This window comes from Ruminobacter amylophilus (genome assembly GCF_900115655.1).
Lineage (GTDB): Bacteria > Pseudomonadota > Gammaproteobacteria > Enterobacterales > Succinivibrionaceae > Ruminobacter > Ruminobacter amylophilus.
The window spans coordinates 47,568-68,604 of sequence record NZ_FOXF01000005.1; the positions used below are offsets into that span (position 1 = coordinate 47,568).

Below are 21,037 nucleotides of genomic sequence, written 5' to 3' on the forward strand. Positions count from 1 at the left end.
TTTTTCTATAATTGCAAGAAAAATGTGATCTTTTTTACCTTTTTAATTAAAAACGGCCAGATAAATTTATCTGACCGTTTTAGCTGAGGATTTACTCAAATGATTATCTAGCTGACAACTCATTCTTCATGAAATCAACCGCTGATCTAATCTGTTCCAGAGATACACCACCCTTTGCGCAGCGCTTCTTGAGTATGGATTCAATAGTAAGAATCGGATATACGTCGTCTGAAATTCTGTCATTGAACTGACGGAATTCTTCTACTGTCAAATCTTCCAACGGTTTACCCTGCTTAATGGCATACACCACCGCCTCACCAACAATGTGGTGAGCTTCTCTGAAAGGAATACCCTTGGATACAAGATAATCAGCAAGTTCAGTAGCATTAGAATAACCGCCCTTTGCTGCAGCCAGGGTTCTTTCCTTATTTACCTTGATGTCTTCGAATACCAGGCAGGCCATATCTAAACAGTCATGCCATGTATCAAGAGCATCAAACAGACCTTCTTTATCTTCCTGCATATCCTTATTGTATGCAAGAGGAAGCCCCTTGAGAGTAGTAAGCATCCCCATAAGAGAACCTATTACACGTCCGCTTTTACCTCTGATAAGCTCACATGCATCAGGATTCTTCTTCTGTGGCATTAATGATGAACCACTGGTCACACGATCAGAAAGTTCGATAAATCCTGATTCACCGCTGTTGTAGAAAATAATATCTTCAGCCATTCTGGCAAGATGTACCATGGAAATGGATGAACAGCTTAAAAGTTCGAGCACATGATCTCTGTCTGAAACACTATCAAGACTGTTTCTTGTTGCTCTGCTGAATCCGAGATCCTTTGCCAGTGCTTCACGATCAATAGGATAGGCAGTACCTGCAAGTGCGGCACTTCCTAATGGACAGGTGTTTAACAGTTCCAGACAGTTACTGAGTCTTCTGTAATCCCTATCAAACATTTCAACATATGCCATCGCCCAATGACCGAATGTAACAGGCTGAGCTCTCTGCAAATGAGTGTAACCAGGAATTACGGTGTCAAAATTTATGTCAGCGAAATCGACAAGCGTCTTTTCCAGACCGGTAATGGACTTAAGAAGAATTGCAACCTGTGCTCTGCACCAGAGCTTAAGATCCGTGGCAACCTGATCGTTTCTGCTTCGTCCTGTATGTAACTTCTTGCCTAAATCACCAACCTTTTCAATAAGTCTGGCCTCAACATATGAATGAATGTCTTCATAGCCTGCATGAGCAATTGAATGAGGATCTTTTTCAACTTCGGCCAGTAATTCGTTAAGAGCCTTCAAGAGTTTTTCCAACTCTTCTGCTGAAATAATATTTACTGAGGCAATTGCTTTTGCCCAGCCAATTGAACCTTCGATATCCTCTTTTGCCATACGATAGTCAAAGACTAATGAATCGTTAAAAGATTTAAATCTTGCATCCGCTTCCTGTGTAAAGCGACCACCCCATAAAGCCATATTTATCTACCTCGCAATATTTTTGTGTCATTATATATTATTTAAGCCTAATTTCATAAAACAAAATAGAAACGCGACACACGCTTACAGACTTACTCCAGCCCCTAAAAATAAAGGCGTACTCAAATGAATACGCCTTCTGCATGAATCAGCCAATCTTAATCATAGACTAAGACTGCATCCTGACAGTAAATTACTTCTTGTTTGAAGCGTTGATGGCACGGATACGGGCTGGTAAAGAATAAAGCTTGATAAAGCCTTCAGCATCAGCCTGATTGTAAACTTCATCTTCACCAAAGGTACAGAAATCTACATTAAAGAGGCTGTGGTCTGACTTCTTCTGAATAGCAGTTACAGAGCCCTTGTAGAGCTTAAGAACTACTTCACCACTGCAAACTTCTGCAATGTTATTTGCTGATGCTAAAATAGCATCACAAAGTGGAGTAAACCAGCGGCCATCGTAAACCAGCTGAGCAAAATCTTCACTGATCTTTGCCTTGAAAGATCTTAAGGTCTTATCAAGTACGAGTTCATCGATAGCGCGTAAAGCAGCAAGCATTACGGTTCCGCCTGGGGTTTCATAGCAACCGCGAGACTTCATACCAACAAGTCTGTTTTCAGTAATATCAACACGACCAACACCATGACGGGCAGCAATGTCATTCAAGGTTGCGAGACAGTTATATGCAGACATTTCCTTACCGTTGACAGCAACGATTTCACCCTTTTCGATCTTTACTGATACTTCTTCAGGAGTATTAGGTGCATCTTCAGGCTTGGTAGTCCAAGTCCATACAGCATCAGTAGCCTTGTTCCAGGTATCTTCCAGTTCACCACCTTCAGTTGAAATGTGCCATGCATTAGCATCGCGGCTGTAGATCTTCTTTAAAGTAGCCTTACATGGAATATTGCGTTCGCTTAAGTAATTTAAAAGTTCTTCACGTGAACGCATCTTCCAGATACGCCATGGAGCAATAACCTTAAGCTGAGGAGCAAGTGCAGCTACAGCACTTTCAAAGCGAACCTGGTCGTTACCCTTACCGGTACAACCGTGAGCAATAGCATCAGCACCTTCAGCAATGGCAACTTCTACAAGAGCCTTGGCAATTACTGGACGAGCCATGGAAGTACCTAAAAGATAAGTACCTTCGTATACCGCACCGGTCTTTAAAGTTGGGTAAACGTAATCTTTTACGAATTCTTCCTTTAAATCCTTAACGATGCACTTTGAAGCGCCTGAAGCCTTTGCCTTATCTTCAACACCTTCAAGATCGTCAGCGCCCTGACCTACGTCAGCAACGAAACAAATAACTTCACAATTATCGTAGTTTTCCTTTAACCAAGGTACGATAGCAGAGGTGTCAAGACCACCTGAATAGGCTAATACTACTTTTTTAACAGCCATTTTATTTCTACTCCTGATTTAATAAAGTACTTAAAACTGCCATATGAGCGTGCATACGATTTTCACCCTCATCATAAATTAATGAGCTTGGGCCATCCATAACTTCAGATGTAATTTCATATTCTCTATGAGCAGGCTGGCAATGCAGTACATGACGAATGCCAGTCTTGTCAAGCAGCTGCTGATTAATCTGATAAGGCATGAATCTGGCCTTAACTTTATCCAATGGAGTATCATCCCCCATTGAAACCCAAGTATCGGTATATGCTACATCAAAACCGTTGATATCTTCAACACTGTCGGTAACCTTAAGCTTCGCACCTGTATGTTTTGCAACTTCGCATGCTGCTTCATACACCTGAACATCAGGACCGCTTCCCTTAGGACATACGCAGGTAACATCAGTACCAAGTTTGGCGCCGGCAATCAGCAGTGAATTTGTAACATTATTGCCGTCACCGAGATAAGCAAGCTTTACCTTTGAGAGATCACTGTAATGTTCTCTGATGGTCTGAAAATCCGCAAACGCCTGACATGGGTGATACAAATCGCACAGTGCATTAACAACCGGAACGGTGCCATATTTCACAAGTTCCTGAAGAGTGCTGTGAAGGAATACGCGGGCAACAATACCATTTACCCAGCGTGACATATTGCAGGCATAATCCTTTACGGATTCTCTGTGCCCGAATTCACCATTTTTCTGGTCAAGATAAATGCTGTGACCGCCCAGTCTGTACATACCTGCTTCAAAAGTCACTCTTGTACGTAATGACGGCTTTTCAAAAAGAGTCACAACTGTCTTACCGGCCAGATTAGTTGAATACTTCGCTGGATTTTCCTTCATATCCTTAGCCAGCTCAAGAACCTGAAGATATTCATCTGAGCTGAACTCAAAACCAGTTAATAAATGACGCATATTATCTCCTAAAATATTATTCTGGGAGCACTCTTGTACCGATGGCTTCACCACTTAACAAAGCGTTAATCTTATCAGGATAACGCCAGCTGGCCACGCTTAACGGTTTATTTAAAGCCTTGGCAGCCTTAAGAGCTGCCTTAACCTTAACTTCCATGCCTCCGGTTATGGTACCGTCCGCAATTAAATCTGCGGCATGCTTTTCAGTCATGGTGGTAATCAGGTTACCATTCTTGTCCAAAATGCCATCAACATCTGACAAAAGTGCCAAATCAGCTTTTAATGAGATTGCCAAAGCCACTGCAGCCTGATCAGCGTTAACATTCATAAGCTTTCCATCGTCAGTTATACCAATAGAACTGATGGTTGGCATATAACCGGCTTCCAATAATACTTCAAGAAGCTTTGGAGAACCAATTGTCGCACTGCCTACAGCACCGAGTTCCTCATTAAGCTGAGTTACTTTGGTGATTGATCCGTCGGTTAAACATAAACCTACGGCATCAACACCCATTGACTTAGCCTTGGCAAGCATCAGCTTGTTAGCAGTACCAGCCAAAGCACCTGTGATATAAGGGATCTGATCAAAAGGAGTCACACGAAGGCCATTTTTCTTTTCTGACTTCATGCCAAGTCCCTTAAGTAAATCATCAACAAGACAGCCGCCGCCGTGAACAAGGACAATCGGTCTCTTGTGATCTTTCAAATATGAAGTTAATCCTTCATATAATGCAGTTAACGCCTCATCGTTTTCAATCAAAGCGCCACCGAGTTTAATGATTAATACATTATCCAACATAGCCAACCACCGTATTATAATAAACCTGCAGTAGGTTCAAAACCAAAACGAATATTAATACACTGCATTGTATGAGCTGCGGCACCTTTCTGTAAATTGTCTATCGCAGAGCATACAACCAGAGTATTTCCTTCTCTCTGATAATGAATGTCGCAGAACGGGGTAAATTCAACATCCTTTACTGCAGGCCAGTGATCAACGATACGAACAATATTCTGTCCTGCATACTTTTCCTTATATGCCTTTTCTATCATTTCATCGGTAACACCATCTCTGAGCTGAACATAGATGGTTGCCAGAATACCTCTCTTGAAATTGCCGAGATGAGGCTGGAACAAAACCTTCTGTCCGAGATGATGACTGATTTCAGGACGATGTCTGTGTTTGAACACGCCGTATGCGTTAAGACTTACTTCGCAGAAACTGTTGGTTAATGAAGCCTTTCTGCCTGATCCGGTAACTCCTGAAACAGCATTAATGATTGGCATGCTACCTTCGGCGATCAGATTGTTAACTGCAAGAGGCTTTAATGCAGAAAGAGAAGCAGTTGGATAGCAGCCTGCTACTGCAATCAGGTTGGTCTTCTTAATTTCCTCAGCATTCCATTCAGCAAGACCATATACAGCCTGTTCAAGATACTTAAGATTTTCGTGTTCAAAACCATAATATTCAGGATAAAAAGCCGGATCATTCACGCGATACGCACCTGACAGGTCAAACACCTTACAGCCGGCATCAACAAGCTCAGGAGCAAGTCTCATACTTACTACGTGGGCTGTAGCCAGACATACTATGTCACACTTCTTTACATCGTTTAAAGCTTCTGCGGTCAAAGGCTGAAGCGGTAAATCAACATATGAGTGGAGGCGAGGATACAAACTGCTTAAGAGCTTACCGGCGTCAGCACTGCCTTCAGATACATATAAACCGCCAATCTGAAGATTTGGATGTTTAGCAACAATTAAAGATAAGTCAGCACCGGCATAACCGCTGGCACCAATGATAGCTACATTAAGCATTCTGTTATATTCCTTAATTCTGTATAAAAAATTTTTACCTTATATGGTAACAAAATAATTTATTGTAAAAGAGAGGCACCATACAAAGACCGCCTGCTCGAATTATGTACTGTCGCAATTTTAAGCAGAAACAATACAGCTTGCATATTATTACATATTTATGCAGTTTTTGTGCATAAATATTTAAAAAATCTTAAAATTTTTACCAAGTCTACACTTTTTAAAATAAACTTTTAAAAAATAATATAGAAAAATCGAAACTGTTTTACATACAGTAACGTTTAACTATGCTGAGAAGTATATCCTGAGCAGGAGCTATCTCATCCATATCGAGATATTCGTTCGGCTGATGAGCCATGTCTATACTGCCGGGCCCCAGAACCACTGTTTCGCTGATATTCTGGTAGTAAGTTGCTTCAGTAGCATAGTTTACAGCCACAGCATTCTTTCCGGTAACCTCTTCCAGATATTTAACCGTCTCATCAGATATTTTTCCTCCAAAAGGTTCAGTAGGTTCATATGGAACAAAAAGTTCAATATTCTGGGGGTATTTGTTCAGGACAGGCTGAAGTACCTCACGGGTAAGTTTCATCATTTCCTCAACTCCATGTCCCGGAATAGGTCTGATGTCAAACAGTAATTCACAGTTCTCACAAATTCTGTTTGGGGCATCGCCACCTGAAATTTTTCCTATATTACTTGTCGGATAAGGAATCTGAAACAGCTCTTCGTGGTATCTCTCTTTAAGTTCTTTTTCAAGATTCAGAAGACCGCCAACTACTTCATGCATTATCTTTATGGCATTGGTGCCGGCATCAGGATTTGAACTGTGTCCTCCTTTTCCCTTTACTCTAACCCCCTGCACCACATGACCTTTATGCATAATAACTGGTACCATGGAAGTAGGTTCACCTATGATCATTAGATCAGGTTTATCAGAGAACTGTTCCTGAAGAGAAATAGCGCCCCCCATATTTGTTTCCTCATCACCGGTCGCAATAACGTAAAGAGGTTTTTTAAGAGCTGATAATTCAATGTTTTCTATTACATTGTAAACAAATGCAAAAAAGCCCTTCATATCAATAACTCCCAACCCATAGAGCCTGTTATCTCTCTCTGTCAGCTCAAAAGGATTACTGAGCCATTTTCCCTCATCACATGGAACAGTGTCTGTATGACCGCACAGAGCAAGTCCACCGGCTCCGCTCCCGATTTTCGCTATCAGGTTATATTTGTTTCTGGAATTCTTTACAGGAAGTTTTTTGGTCACAAACCCCTTATCAGTAAGATAATCATTCAGAAAATCTATCACCTCTTCATTGGAAATATCCTGCTCCGGTATCTCGGAGCTGATGGAATTAATGGAAATCAGTTTTCTGTAAAAGTCAATGAAATCAGCAGCCATAATTATTCCCGTACCTGGTTGAGTCTGAATATGAGAAGGATTTTAAATTATCCGATGTCAGATTATGACACGTTCAAATATATGTTTTTTTTTCAAATAATACAACAAAAAAAGGACCCACTTTCGTGAGTCCTTTAAAAAGGTATTAGCTAATTATTATTGAATTAGCGCTTAACTTCAAGAAGAATTAAGCTACCGGTTCCAGAGAGAGATACAGAACCGCCACTGACAGTACCTGTAGCTCCACTGTAGCCATCCATAACTTCAGTTCCATCTTCGAAGCAGTCACCAACGTTAACAGATGACGCTGAACCAACATGAATTACAACAGCATTGCTGATGTTTTCAGATGAGTTGTCATACTTACGACAGAGTGAACCATCGCCAGTTTCAGTCTGCTTACCGGCACCTACAGCTGGGTTACGGAATCTGAACTGACCAACCTTCTGCCAGTGAGCAAGAGTTTCATTTGATGAGAAACTGGTGCTGATTGAATCAACGTTGGCAGCCCATTCAGCCTGGTTACTGATGTCTGAAGGGAAGTTCATATCAGAACGGGTACCATGTTCTTCATCGTTGCCTGAACCGCCGTTATCATTTGGACGGGCAGTTTCGTCACCGTAGTAAACCTGAACACCGCCTGGTAAGAGTACAAGACCTGTACCAAGAGCCTTCATGTCACCCGGACGGCAAAGCTGGGTATCATGTGATGATACGTATGACAGAGCGTTCAGAGCTGGAGCACTGGTTCCGTTATTAAACTTGCCGGCATATGATGACCAGGTACTTGCATCTGGTGTTGAACATCCTAAGCTGAAGTTAATCATGGAGTTAAATCCGCCTGTACTGCCATAACCTGAGCCGTCAGAAGGATCAGTACCGAAGTTCCAGTGTTCACCGGTCATCCAGAAATCGTCAGTCCATGATGCGGCTGGATCATCACCGTTTGCGTGATTTGCTCTCCACTTGGCCAAAGCTTCATTAGAGTACTTCTTGAGTTTACCCCATGTTGCCTTTTCAACGTGCTTTGCAGTATCACAACGGAAACCGTCAATACCGAATTCTTCAACCCATGATGCTAACCAGTGAGCTTCAAAATCAGCTACAGACATATTGCCTGCACGATAAGCCTTAGCAGCAGGAATGTCGTGGGCAGCATCTGCAGTTTGCCACTTGTTAACCAGGAAAGTTGGCAGATTTACGGAAGAACCGTTTGGTTCGTTCTTGAAATCTGGCAGGTATGATGTACAGGTGGTTAAATCATCTGAACCGCAACCGCCGTATGCACCGAATCTTAACCAGTTTGCACCCCACCAGCTGTCCCACCTGCTGTCAGCAGCTTCACTGATTGGCTTATTATGGTAAGACTCACCACTACCTGGAGTCCATTCTTCACAGGCGTTCTTGCCATCTGAACGAACACCAAAGCCGAAGTCACACATATCCTTCAGTGTGGCGTAACCGGAGTGATTCATTACCACGTCCATAACTACACGGATACCACGCTTATGAGCTTCTGTTACAAATTCTCTGAATTCATCAACAGTACCCATGTTAGCATCCAAGGAGGTAAAGTCTAAGGCATAGTAACCGTGATATGCATAGTGCTGGAAATTACCATTCTTGCCACCGCCGGTCCAGCCGTGAGACTGTTCATATGCAGCAGTAAGCCAAATAGCATTCATACCCAGAGACTTGATGTAATCAAGATTTTTAGTCAGCCCCTTGATATCACCGCCATGGAATGTTGCTGTAGGATGACCTGAAGCATCTGGATTTTTTCTTCCATATGAGTTATCGTTTGAAGTGTTACCGTTCGCAAAACGGTCAGTAACAACGAAGTAAATCAGAGCATTATTCCATGTAAAATCAACACCTGTTACTGGAGGTGGGGTTACCCACTTACTCTTTTGAATGGTGTAGGTTGAAGAAGCATCACCGTAAGTTACAGTCAGAGTAGCCTTCTTTGGATCTTCACCAGCTTCAGTATCAGGAGCAGTTACGTTGGCTCCCACACGGATTATTTCACCATTGGTAAATTCCTGTTCAGAACCGTCAATAGTGTAAGTACCCTTGGTTTCCTTACCGACTCCCTTACCATAAATCATTAAGGCAACATCTTTGTATGCTGATGAAGCTTCACCGTCTTTTTCAACGATCTTAATGATTGAACCGTCTGCCTGTTTCTTATTATCAACAGTTACGTAAGTTTCTGTCTTAACCTCAGCCGGGGTCATACCGCATTCATCAGCAGTCTTAAACTTCTTGGCTGAGAAATCAAAGCAAGGAGTTGCTGAAGAATACTCAACGCCTGGCTGATTCGTACCTGGATACTGATTAAGTCCATCTATAGTATCAGAGAAAATGGCTAAAGCTGAATCAACTGTAGTTGAAGGAGTATATGTGTAGAATGATTCAGTGCATCCTTCAATCTTGGTCATTGCAGCACCAGGCCACTTTCCACCAGAGTAGTTGGTTTCTGAATCCTTGTACAGCCAGACGTAAGGAGATGTAAAGCCGTCATACTTAAGGATGATGGAATTAGCCGGAGCCTTGCAGTTTGATTCAGTGTATACACTAACATCTGCAAATTCACCTGTTGAAGTACTCCATTCTGACGGATTAGGGCATTCATCCCCCTGACATGCAGGAATGGTCACAGTATAAGTTTCTGAACCTGTACGATATCCCTTGGCACTGTCAGCAGTAACCTTAAGTGTAAAGGTCTGTTCCTTGGAACTCTTGTTTACGGTAAATGACTTGGTAGTATCGTTGTATTCAGAGGTAACCTTTGAACCTACAGATGGTTCCCAGGTATACTTGACACCTTTATAGCCGGTTGCAACAGTTGCAGTTACGGTTACAGACTTGCCGTTATCCTTGGTTGAACCGTTGAGACTAACTTCAATGGCAGAGGTATCAATCTGACACTGCGGATCAGGTTCACAAACCTCCTTTTCAACATCAGTACATGTTTCTTGACCGGTACCGGTTGACTGAAGTTTACCTACGGATGCCAGAGGAACGGTTATAATATCCAGATCTTCCTTTTCATGAGAAGTGGAATCTTCAACAGAATATGGTTCAGATGCTGCATCAACCATTACCGGATCCCAAGGCAGACAATCCATTGGAGACTGGCCCATTGTGGTGAACCACATTACCTTGACACCATGGCTGGTCATCCATGCTGAATCAACGCCTATGCTTGCCAGTGGAATCGTAACCTGATACATACGACCTGCAGCATTCTTGTTTGAAGTCGGCATCAGATCAGTATAAAGGGATGTATCCTTGTACTGGTCAGCACCACCATCGTAATTATTGGCAATACCCCAGTAATTTGCTGATACTGGCTGCTGATAAACCACACGTTCAATACCAGCGGCATCAAAACCGATTAAATAGCCACCTTCTACGTCATAAGAGAACAGGCCTTCTGAATTAGTAAGGAAGAGCCCCGGCTTGTTAACGGTAGGAAGACGAGGGTGGAACATAAGTAAAGTGTCCAGACCATCTTTAATATTCCAGAATGTTAACTTATCATTCCAAGGATTACCGCCTTCATCCATCAGACCTACACCGGCCTTTCTCTTGCCGGTATTAATTGCAATACCGTTAGGAAGGAACTGGTAAGAAGAGGCATCGAAATCACTTCCTGTTTCAGCATCCTGAAGATTTGGGAATTCCACCATCAGATAAAGATTTGTGTCATCCCATGCTGCGTGAAGACTGTAAACATCAGTTGGATATTCATGGTAGCCACGATAAGCGCGAGGGTCATCGTTTGCGGCACTTACAGCTATTAAAGTGTCATCCCCCCAGTCAGACGCTCCAGAGATAGTCTTATTGGCACCTACGTTACCGTTAGGATTTGTTGCATGATACGCATCTGAAACAGCTCCTTCAGTAGTACCACCGGTACATACTGTTTCGGTCTTGGTGGTGCACACTTCCTCGCATGAAGTATCTGCATCACCCTTACAGTACGGATCGCTGTCAGTACAGATATCTGAAACATTGATGCTTACTGGATTGGTAACAAAAACACTTGTCTTTCCGTCAGACACTGTAAGTTTTGCGGTGTAATTACCATTTGCAGCATATGTATGTTTTGGATTCTTTTCAGTAGATGTAGCACCGTCACCGAAATTCCATGAATATGTGAGTTCATCACCATCCTGATCTTCAGAGTTATTGGTAAACGTTGCAGTGTATCTGTCTACCGAAACGCTGAATTTTGCAACAGGTGAATTATTTTCCATTGTTACGGTAACATTCTGCGTGAACTCTTCTGATGCCAGCTTACCGTCGTTAACAGTTAATTTAACGGTGTAGGAAGCATTCTTTGCTTCATAGGTATGCTGAGGATTCTTTGCAGTAGATGACTGGCCGTCACCGAAATCCCAAACGTATGATAACTGATCACCATCAGCGTCTGTTGAAGCATCAGTGAAAGTAACCACATTCTGTGCGGCACTGTAACTAAACATTGCAACAGGCTTGTGGTTTACAACTGGATCAATGATGCTAACATTTACACTGTGTTCCTTAGTAACAGTAGCTGCGCCATCATTTGCAGTCAGCTTGACTGTGTAGGCACCTGATTTAGCATACTGATGTTCCGGACTAACCTGAGTTGAGGTAGTGTTATCACCGAAATCCCATACATATGACAATTCGTCACCATCAGGATCGTTTGATGTATTTGTAAATTTCACCAGTCCATTGTCTTCTGTATATGAGAACTCAGGGACAGGAGGATTATTTTCAGATGAAACCTTTACAGGATTGGTGATACTTGACTCGGTCTTGCCATCTGAAACAGTCAGTTTAACACTGTAATTGCCATAATCAGCATATACATGAGTTGGATTCGCATCAGTTGATTTCTGACCGTCGCCGAAATCCCAAACGTATGATAACTGATCACCATCCTTATCAGATGACTTATTAGTAAATTTAACTGTCTTTCCGTTAACTTCTGAAGTGAACGCAGCTTCTGGAGCATTATTTACATTAGCGGTAACATTAACAGTTACAGACTGAGTTAACTGATAAACATCTCCGTCAGCAATGGTAACTACAACAGTATATGTACCTGATTTCTTGTATACATGAGTTGGGTTCAGTTCAGTTGAGGTTTCATTGTCACCAAAATTCCACTTTACACTTGCTGCATCTGAAACATTTGTCAGTTTAAAGGTAACACTTCCGGTTCCTTCAGTCACGCTATATGACATTTCCGGTGCATCAGGTGATGGAGGAACTGGCTGATCCGGATTATCAAATGTCTTCATACCTATGGCAGAAACACTTCTTAACATCTTGATTCTGTCATTATCGTTTTCTGACAGATATGTCTTAATCTTCTGCAGTAAACCATGCAACTGATTCGATACAGTACCGTAAGCACCTGAAGACAGGTCATTTGCAAGCTTGCCATAACCTAAAATAAGTAAAGTATCGGATAACGATTTAACATCTGCATCAAGACTGTTGAACACGGTATCATAACCAAAATCATTAGAATTTGCACTTGTGCCGATAATGCTGGCAAGATCATCAGGCCCTGCTATATTGCCTGAACCGGAATTCTGGGAATACGCCAGATTGGTTAATGGATTCAAATTAACTACATCTGAAACAGACTTTGTTGATGCCCCTGAAGCTGCTCCGCCAACGTTGGCCTTGATTCTCATCTTTGAAAGAGCGTTCTGGGCAATGACATTCACATCATTTAAGTTGATTGAACTATCGTATTCTAATTTAGCTGAACCGCTAACACCATTCACGGTTTTGTTTGGCTCACCTGAGTCACAGCTGTCATTTTTGTTTAAATCAAGACAGATTTGGGTTACAGTGCTTGATGCATCTGCATTACCATCAGCCATTGCTGCGTCATTAGAAGAATAAAGACTGTAATTTACAGTCATATATGCATTATCTGGTGTTGGATTATCCCCACCACCACCGCCACCGCCACCACACGCAGTGACTGCCATAGCAGATGCAATAGCTAAAGATAAAGTTGTTAATTTCATTGTCTATAATCCTGAATTGGGTTTAACATCTGACAAATTTAAATAAATTTAAACATGTTTTAACATTGAGTTAACATTTCAAATTTACTTTAATTTAAAATTTTAATACATAAAAAAAACGATTTCAAACTTATTTCATAAATATCTATTTTTTATATTTTTTCTGAAATACAGATCACATTTATACAATGTTTTCTAAATTTTATAGGCACACAAAATAATAAAGAGTTCGTCTTTATGAAAACGAACTCTTTTATAAATTTGTGGTTTTAATATCAGTTATTACTTAAGAAACTGACTCTTTGAAACCACTTTTCCACCGGTATATCCCTTAACAAGAACTCTCATAGAAGCACCAGGAATATTACCAAGATTTACGGTTCCGCCACTTACAGTGTAGCTGGTTCCGGTCACGAGATCCTGATAGGTACCATCGGTAGCACCGCTTACAGTCACATCACCGCCACCTGTTCCAGGAATGGCAACAATGGCAACATCATTTTCGTACTGTCTTTCAAATACGAAAGGTTCGCCGTTAAGAACTTTCAGAGTTCCTCGTCTTAAAGCAATCGATGCCTTTCTTATTGCATTTAAATCTGTAATGTGACTGATGATTGGATCACCGTTATCAATTGTATCCCCGACATACAGTCTACCGGTGTCCTTCACGAGGTCGTCTGCACTGGTAAGATCCGGAGGTAGACCAACGCGAACTCCGGTTTCATCACCGGCATACATTACTGGAATACCGCGAACGGTCCATAGCACGTTGTATGCAAGGGCTGAATTAGCTCTGTCAGTACAGCAGTGCTGTGCACCTGAACCTGACCAGGTGTTATCCGGAGTAAGGTCATGATTCTGGAAGAAAGTTACCAACTTGGTCGGATCGGCATACCAGCTGTCAAATGAGTTAAAGACGTTAGCCAGTTCGTTTACCCCGCCCTTGGTTACGTTATTTCTGAAGGTACTCATTAATGAGAAGTCCAGAACAGAAATACCTGAATCTCCTGATTTTTCCGCACCAGCAGCAGACGTTCTGGTGTAGTACCAAGGATGCAGTTCTGAAGGAGTGTTATCACCGAATCCCTTAATCAGAGCTTCGCCGAATACAAACAAACCAGGCTTATACTTCTGCCACTTTGATGTCATAGCCATAACATCCTCTCTAGGCATATGCTTAAGAGTATCTATACGAACAGCATCAATACCCATGTCAAGGTACATTCTCATCATGGCATTCATATAGTTCTGAACCTGCTCTGTTTCAGTTGTTAAGTCAACACAGTCACCAGCCATACTGCGCTGCTGTACTTCATCAACACTTTCCCAGTTGTTGGTGTAAGTTGAGTGATACCAGTAAGAATAAAGCTGCTGTCCTGAACCAGGAGACCAGTAATAATTATCGTATGGCTTTTCACTGTCAGCATTTCCATCCACAGGCACTGAAGCATCATTGAAGTGAACAGTGAACTTGGCGGAAGCATCTGGATCACCAGCGCAGACACGTCGATGCCATGTTGGAGCAACAGGATTGTCATTGTCACAGCGGTTATATGACTTATAATCACCTACATTCTTGACATACACATCTCCCATATTTATGCCGTCCTTGCCGTATTTAGCGTCGACATGATATTTGGTAGGAATTTTATCAAGATATACCTGACCGCGAATACCGTAGTTACTTGAATGGTTAAGCACCACGTCCTGAACAACCTTGATTCCCTTGGCATGAGCTGCCTTAATGAAATCAAAATAAGTTGCACCAGGGCTTTCAAGTCTGAGATCCGGCTGGAACCAGTCATATGCATGGTAACCGTGATAATCAAGACCTGAACGGTTTTCTACCGGTGGAGTAATCCAAATTGCGGTGAATCCCATTGATTTGATGTAGTCAAGCTGTTCAATCAGTCCCTTAAAGTCACCTCTCCAGCTTGGGTCATCAATATCAAAACGGTCACGACAATAATAGTTGTTGTCCTTATCACCATCGTAGTAACGTGCTGTTACGACAAAATAGATTGTCTCATCACGGAAATCAGTTGATGCTGAAACAGCAGGATTCTGCGATTTGATAAACCAGAAGAAGTGCTGTTCCTGTTTAGCACCGTTACTGCCTACAACAAGAGCGCGAAGTCTGTATGCTGTGCCTAACTTATCAGTGGAAGTATCCTTTAATGAAATCGGACCGGTATACTTGGTTGATGAAGTAGTTGGTTCAGTATTATCCAGTGTGTAGTAGATAGTAGCATCAGTACCGTTTCTGTCGGCATCCTCGGTAGTTAAAGTAACAACCTGATCTTCATGGTAACTGCCTGGAATAAGACTTGGAACAATGAATGGAGCAGAATCAACACCATCTAATCCTTCGGCAGTGGAGTCAAAACCTGCTGTACTGAGGTCATTCCAAGGAATATTGTTGGTGAGAACACTATCATCAGGATCTACCTCAGGATCAACCTTGCCGCCACCGGAAACCTTAGTAGCTGATCCAGAAAGAACACAGGAATCAATTACAGTCCACTTTCCGTCATAACATCCCGCTGAAGGAGCATTGGTCAAATCACCTGTAATTTTCTCTCCGCCTTTCAGGAATATGACGTTGACTTTGCTTTCTGTTATTGCTGAAGTGTCATAGAAAGACCATGAACTGTCTTCTGAAGCAGTAGTCATGGCTGAACCAGGCCATTCACCTGCCAGTACCCCTGAATCATTCCAGATATAGATACCGTCAGCAACTCCCTTATAGTAGATTCCCTTCTTCTCAGGAACAACACTTGTGCCTTCAGCAAGTTCGAATGTATAGGATTTAGATACACTCTTACCTTCACTGGTAACAGTGAGAACCACTGTCTTGGTTCCCCCCTGGGTATAGGTCACGGTCGGATTCTTACCGGTTGCAGTCTTACCGTCATCCAAATCCCAGCTGTATGTCTGAGGTTTTGAAACTTTAACAGTTGAATAGGCTGTTAAAGTGCCTTTCAGACCGTTAAAATCATAAGTGAAATCAACTTCAAAATCACCTGTTGCTCCGACGGTAACATTCTTTGTTGCAGGTTGACTTTCCGCTTTGCCGTCAGAAGCAGTCAAAGTAACAATGTAAGTACCTTCCTTGGCATAAGTATGAGTACCGCTTTCAGTCTCAGAAGTTGAACCGTCTCCGAAATTCCACTTATAAGTGAGAGTATCTCCATCTTCGTCTGTTGATTCGGATGCATAGGTTAATGTTAAACCATCAACACTTGACTTAATTTTAGCAACCGGAGCATGATTGCCGGATGTAACGGTAATCTTTTTAAAAACTGTTTCACTGTTTACCTTACCATCAGAAACAGTAAGTTTAATGGTATATTCACCTTCCTGGGAATAATCATGTGTACCTTTTTCCAGTTCTGATGTAGTTCCATCACCGAAATCCCACAAATAAGTGAGTGAATCTCCGTCTGCATCTGTTGATCCGCTGGCGTCATAAGACAGCTGCATACCAGACAGGGATGATGAAATAACAGCTACAGGAGCATTATTGATAACAACATCAATGCTTACCTTGTTCTGAACTTTTCCGTCTAGCTGACCATCACTGGCAGTAAGAGTTACAGTATAATCCTTCTTTTCTGAAGGGTACTTATGGATCGGATTTTCTTCAGTTGAAGTAGTGCCGTCACCAAAATCCCATACGTAACTGAGTTTATCCCCGTCATCGTCCTTAGAGTTATTGGTAAAACTTACAGTTACTTTGTCATCCGCAACCTGATGTGTAAAATCAGCCTTTGGTGCATGATTAACAACATCTTTCCTAACAACTACAGTATGAGTATCCGTTGCTACGGTAGTACCTTCAGAATTCAGCAGTTTTAAAATAATGGTGTATTCACCATCTTCATTATAGGTATGGACAATTTCCTGTCCCTTTTCGGTATTTCCGTCTCCCATGTTCCATTCATATGTAACATCACCGCTGATACCTGATGATTTTGCCTTCATTGATACCACAAGACCGTTTGATTCAATGTCGGAAATGGAAACTGTAGGAACAAGAATACTTTCTACCGTAACAGTGAATGGGTAAGAAGCTGTTGAATCACCTGCTGTATAATACAGAATAACAGTATATGCCCCTGCCTTACTGAAAGTTTTTGTAACTTCTGCTCCGGAAATTTTTTCAGATGTACTCCCGTCCGTAAAGTCCCAGACAGGATCCTTCGCATCGGTTTTTAAAGTTACAGTCAGACCATTTGTAGTAATATCGATATTTGGAATTACTACAGGTTCATCCTTGGAAACTTTTACACTGAATGTTGCAGGCTCTGACTGATTTCCAGCCTCGTCTTCAACAACTAAAGAAATGGTATAGCTGCCTGCTTCACTGTATGTATGAACCGGAGACTTTTCAGTTGAAGTGCTGCCATCTCCAAAATCCCACATGTATTTTGCAATATTGCCGGAAGAATTATTAGACAGTTCAACAGTCAGCTGCTCAATCTTTGATATACTGAAACTTGCCTTAAGATCTGCACCGCACATTGAAGATGTGGTTTCAAATTTTTTAACTTCCTTTACGGTTGCCAGTCCATCAGTAACTGACAGAGTAGCCTGATGTTCGCCTATATTACTGAATACATGCTGAAAACTCTGCTTCTTTTCAACGGTTCCATCATCAAGTTCCCATTTATATGACAGGGTATCACCATCCTGATCTGTAGCCTTCGCGGTAAAAATCACTTCACGACAGGCAACTTCTACAGCCTGAACATTGGTGATCTGTGGCTCATGATTAGTATCAACGCCGTCAATCAAATGATCAAAATTACTATGGGTAGCATATGAACTTATAATACCCTCGACTGAAACACCTTTATTCAGGGCTGTCTCAATTTTGGCGATTGCTCCTTTAACATTCTGAACAACTGCATCGCTGCCAAGATTATGATTCATATTGGACAGGGACTGCAGGAATACGGATACAGCACTTCCAGATCTGATGGTTGAGTCAAAGGCTGAAGCATTGATACCGATTAAATTTGCCAGAGAACTCTTTGCTGCAACAATATCAAGTCTCTGGTTTTTGGAATATCTGTAAAGCTGAGAAGTCAGCGGATTGACATTGATTGAAAGATTGTTTGATTCAGCCTTTGTAACTGAAGATAACATCTCGGCACTGGTAACGTTAATAAACGTTTTTTGGTTATTAACAACAGCCATCAGGTTGCTGCCCTGAGTAATCTGATCTTTGGTAAGAGTCTGATTTGCATAACCATTGCTGTCTGTTGAAGTTAACTCAAGATCATCTGTTACGCTACATGATTCATCACGATTATCATCCAGACACACGGTTATATTTGATACTGGAGCTCCGGTCTCGTCCTGAACGGCCAACTTGACGTTATAATCGGAAATAACTGGATCATCTCCATTACCGCCGCCACCGCCGCCTCCACAGGCTGTTACACCTACGGTGAGCATAATGGCTGAAGCAAGTCTGCTATATTTAAAATTCATGTTTCAACACCTGTAATTTTGTTCATGAAAAAGTTTTCAGAGAAAAATTTTATCATATCAATATCACAATCCATTTAACACATTTAACAGATATTTAACACCGATCACACTAATAATTTGATATGTGTAGACATTTTATATAGACATTTAGTATACGTTTTTAAAACAGAAAACCACTGTCAAACAGATGACAGTGGTTTTAAAGATTGATAAATATCAGCTAAATTACATTATTCCAATGTACATTTCAGCAACTCATCAACAGCAACATATTTATCTGATACAGGATCACTGTTAAGTCCGCCATCGGAAACCACGAGAGTCACGGTATATTCACCTGGTTCAGCATAAGTATGTGTACCTGACACTTCTTTTGATGTACTGTTATCACCGAAATTCCAAGAATAAGTCAAAGTATCACCATCTTCATCAGTTGATTTGCTTGCATCAAATGATAGAACCATACCGGAAATTGAGTTGGTCATCACTGCTACAGGCTTGTGAGAATCTGGCACATAAACAATATCAACAGGATTAGAAAACTCATCTGTCAGCGCACCGTCACTTACGGTTAACTTAACTGTATACTGCTTGGTTACATTGGTGTAAACATGAGTTGGTGACTTCTCAGTAGAGGTCTGATTATCACCGAAATCCCAAGAATAAGTCAAAGTATCACCATCATCATCCTTAGAAGTATTAGTGAATTGTGCCTGTACCCCATTCACTGTATAAGTGAATCCGGCAACAGGTTTATGATTTTCCGGCGCTACGGTCACATCCTTCGAACTTGTTGCAAGAACCTTTCCTGATTCATCAAGTAAAGAAACGGTCACGGTATATGTTCCCTTCTTGCTGTAAGTATATTCAACGTCTGAACCGGTTAATGTGGTGCCGTCTCCCATGTTCCAGCTGAATGTCGCATTAGAAGGAGCATTCTCTGCAGAAGCATTCATCTTGACATTGAGGTATGATACGACCGGCTCACCAATACTTACAGAAGGGTCCGCAGGAGATACAACCTCAACTTCAAATGTTTTACTTCCCTTACTGTGCATCAGAACTACAGGATATTTACCACCGGCAGCAAAAGTCTTGGTAACGGAAAAACCGCTTAACTGCTCACCATCAGAGAATACCCATACAGGATTTTCAACATCTTTTGTGGTAAATGTAACAGTCAGTCCATTTACATTGTACTGAATATCAGGATCAACAGGAACAGGGTTAACCTCTACTTTTACCGGATACGTATAGGCTTCAGACTTAGTACCGTCCTTGCCAACAACAATAAGTGAAACGGTGTATGTTCCTTCAGCCTTATAAACATGTGTTGGATTCTCTTCAGAAGACTTTTCTTCATCACCGAAATCCCATTCATAACTTTCAATATCACCTGATGAAACATTTGAAAATTCAACCTGGAGTTCAGTAGCTTTAAATGTGAACAGAGCCTTAAGCTCAGTGAAACTGCCACACATATCTGAGTTAACAGTCACAGACTGACTCTTTGAAACAGGAGCTTTCCCGTCTGTTACTGACAACTGAACATTATATGTTCCGTTTGCAGCAAATATATGCTGAACATTAGGACCGGTAAGCGAACTGCCGTCACTGAATGTCCAGGTAAAGGTCAAAGGATCTTTATCCTCATCAGTTGCGGTAGCGGCAAACATATAGGTTCTGCACGCAGCTAATGCAGATTTCAAATCAGTAATTACAGGTGCATGATTTTCTGCATCTTTTTCTAGATGGTCAAAATCACGATAATTCTTATATGAAGTTACAATTTCATCAGATGTTAAACCATCAGATAAAGCCTTTGAAACTTTATCACCAGCTCCGGTAACAATGGATATTACTGTTGAATCATTTAAATTGTCACCTACGGCATCAAGAGATCTGATAATAATTTCAAGAACACTGTCCTTCTTTACTGAATTGGTAAATTCTGTGCTGTTAACATTCATGATACTTGCAAGCTTAGCAATTGCAGCATCATGAGACAGGTTGTTGGCTTTGGCATACTTAGTCAGTTGAGTTGTGATAGGGTTGATATAAATAACGCCTTGTTTTACGTCAGCCGATTTTGCTGCATTAACAACTGAGTCGGTAAGCACATGAGAGTAAACACTGCCGTCACCGGAAATCGCAATCATATTCTTCAATGATTTGAACTGTTCTTCAGTGAAAGTATGAATTGCTGCACCGTTACTGTCAGTTGTTTTCACTTCAACGTCGCTATCATTACATATAGCATCACCGTTTACGTCAAGACATACCTTCGCGCTGCTTACACTTACGCCATCAATATTCTGAACGATTGACTGGATTTGATAGGTAGTATTTGGATCTGGTTTAGGTTCATCACCACCGCCACCGCCGCCACAAGCGGTCACACCAATGCCTAACATCATGGCTGAAAATAATCTTGTATACTTATACTTCATAGCTTTTATACCTA

9 protein-coding genes are annotated in these 21,037 nt (G+C 41.6%); all 9 read right to left on the reverse strand.

The features are described 5' to 3' along the window. Positions 1 to 103: 103 nt before the first annotated feature. The 9 genes from argH to BMY80_RS12670 all read right to left on the reverse strand — a co-directional run bounded on the left by argH (position 104) and on the right by BMY80_RS12670 (position 21,023). A complete protein-coding gene (gene argH / locus BMY80_RS02425) occupies positions 104 to 1,483 on the reverse strand; it encodes an argininosuccinate lyase (protein ID WP_093140606.1) in 1,380 nt (459 codons plus the stop codon). 193 nt (positions 1,484 to 1,676) lie between these two features. Beyond that, positions 1,677 to 2,888: an argininosuccinate synthase gene (locus BMY80_RS02430; RefSeq protein ID WP_031578247.1), complete on the reverse strand. Its 1,212-nt coding sequence runs from the start codon at positions 2,886 to 2,888 to the stop codon at positions 1,677 to 1,679. A 7-nt stretch (positions 2,889 to 2,895) separates the two neighbouring features. Continuing rightward, positions 2,896 to 3,807 (reverse strand): ornithine carbamoyltransferase, encoded by a 912-nt coding sequence (locus BMY80_RS02435; protein ID WP_031578246.1) that lies wholly within the window; start codon positions 3,805 to 3,807, stop codon positions 2,896 to 2,898. A gap of 16 nt (positions 3,808 to 3,823) precedes the next feature. Beyond that, complete coding sequence (gene argB, locus BMY80_RS02440; RefSeq protein WP_031578245.1) at positions 3,824 to 4,606, reverse strand: acetylglutamate kinase; 783 nt, start codon at positions 4,604 to 4,606, stop codon at positions 3,824 to 3,826. Between the two features lie 14 nt (positions 4,607 to 4,620). Next, a complete protein-coding gene (gene argC, locus BMY80_RS02445) occupies positions 4,621 to 5,625 on the reverse strand; it encodes an N-acetyl-gamma-glutamyl-phosphate reductase (protein WP_031578244.1) in 1,005 nt (334 codons plus the stop codon). Positions 5,626 to 5,890: 265 nt separating this feature from the next. After that, positions 5,891 to 7,030, reverse strand: a complete 1,140-nt coding sequence (gene argE / locus BMY80_RS02450) for an acetylornithine deacetylase (RefSeq protein WP_093140608.1) — start codon at positions 7,028 to 7,030, stop codon at positions 5,891 to 5,893. A 164-nt stretch (positions 7,031 to 7,194) separates the two neighbouring features. Continuing rightward, on the reverse strand, positions 7,195 to 13,074 hold the full coding sequence (locus tag BMY80_RS02455) for a PKD domain-containing protein (RefSeq protein WP_093140611.1): 5,880 nt from the start codon (positions 13,072 to 13,074) through the stop codon (positions 7,195 to 7,197). 282 nt (positions 13,075 to 13,356) lie between these two features. Continuing rightward, complete coding sequence (locus BMY80_RS02460) at positions 13,357 to 18,573, reverse strand: PKD domain-containing protein (RefSeq protein ID WP_093140614.1); 5,217 nt, start codon at positions 18,571 to 18,573, stop codon at positions 13,357 to 13,359. A 230-nt stretch (positions 18,574 to 18,803) separates the two neighbouring features. Further along, positions 18,804 to 21,023 (reverse strand): PKD domain-containing protein, encoded by a 2,220-nt coding sequence (locus BMY80_RS12670; protein WP_093140616.1) that lies wholly within the window; start codon positions 21,021 to 21,023, stop codon positions 18,804 to 18,806. Positions 21,024 to 21,037 lie beyond the last annotated feature (14 nt).

Coding starts and splice junctions, on each gene's coding strand:
- BMY80_RS02430 (WP_031578247.1), bottom strand. CDS start 2,888: ATGGCTGTTAAAAAAGTAGTATTAGCCTATTCAGGTGGTCTTGACACC.
- BMY80_RS02435 (WP_031578246.1), bottom strand. CDS start 3,807: ATGCGTCATTTATTAACTGGTTTTGAGTTCAGCTCAGATGAATATCTT.
- argE (WP_093140608.1), bottom strand. CDS start 7,030: ATGGCTGCTGATTTCATTGACTTTTACAGAAAACTGATTTCCATTAAT.
- argB (WP_031578245.1), bottom strand. CDS start 4,606: ATGTTGGATAATGTATTAATCATTAAACTCGGTGGCGCTTTGATTGAA.
- BMY80_RS02455 (WP_093140611.1), bottom strand. CDS start 13,074: ATGAAATTAACAACTTTATCTTTAGCTATTGCATCTGCTATGGCAGTC.
- argC (WP_031578244.1), bottom strand. CDS start 5,625: ATGCTTAATGTAGCTATCATTGGTGCCAGCGGTTATGCCGGTGCTGAC.
- argH (WP_093140606.1), bottom strand. CDS start 1,483: ATGGCTTTATGGGGTGGTCGCTTTACACAGGAAGCGGATGCAAGATTT.
- BMY80_RS02460 (WP_093140614.1), bottom strand. CDS start 18,573: ATGAATTTTAAATATAGCAGACTTGCTTCAGCCATTATGCTCACCGTA.
- BMY80_RS12670 (WP_093140616.1), bottom strand. CDS start 21,023: ATGAAGTATAAGTATACAAGATTATTTTCAGCCATGATGTTAGGCATT.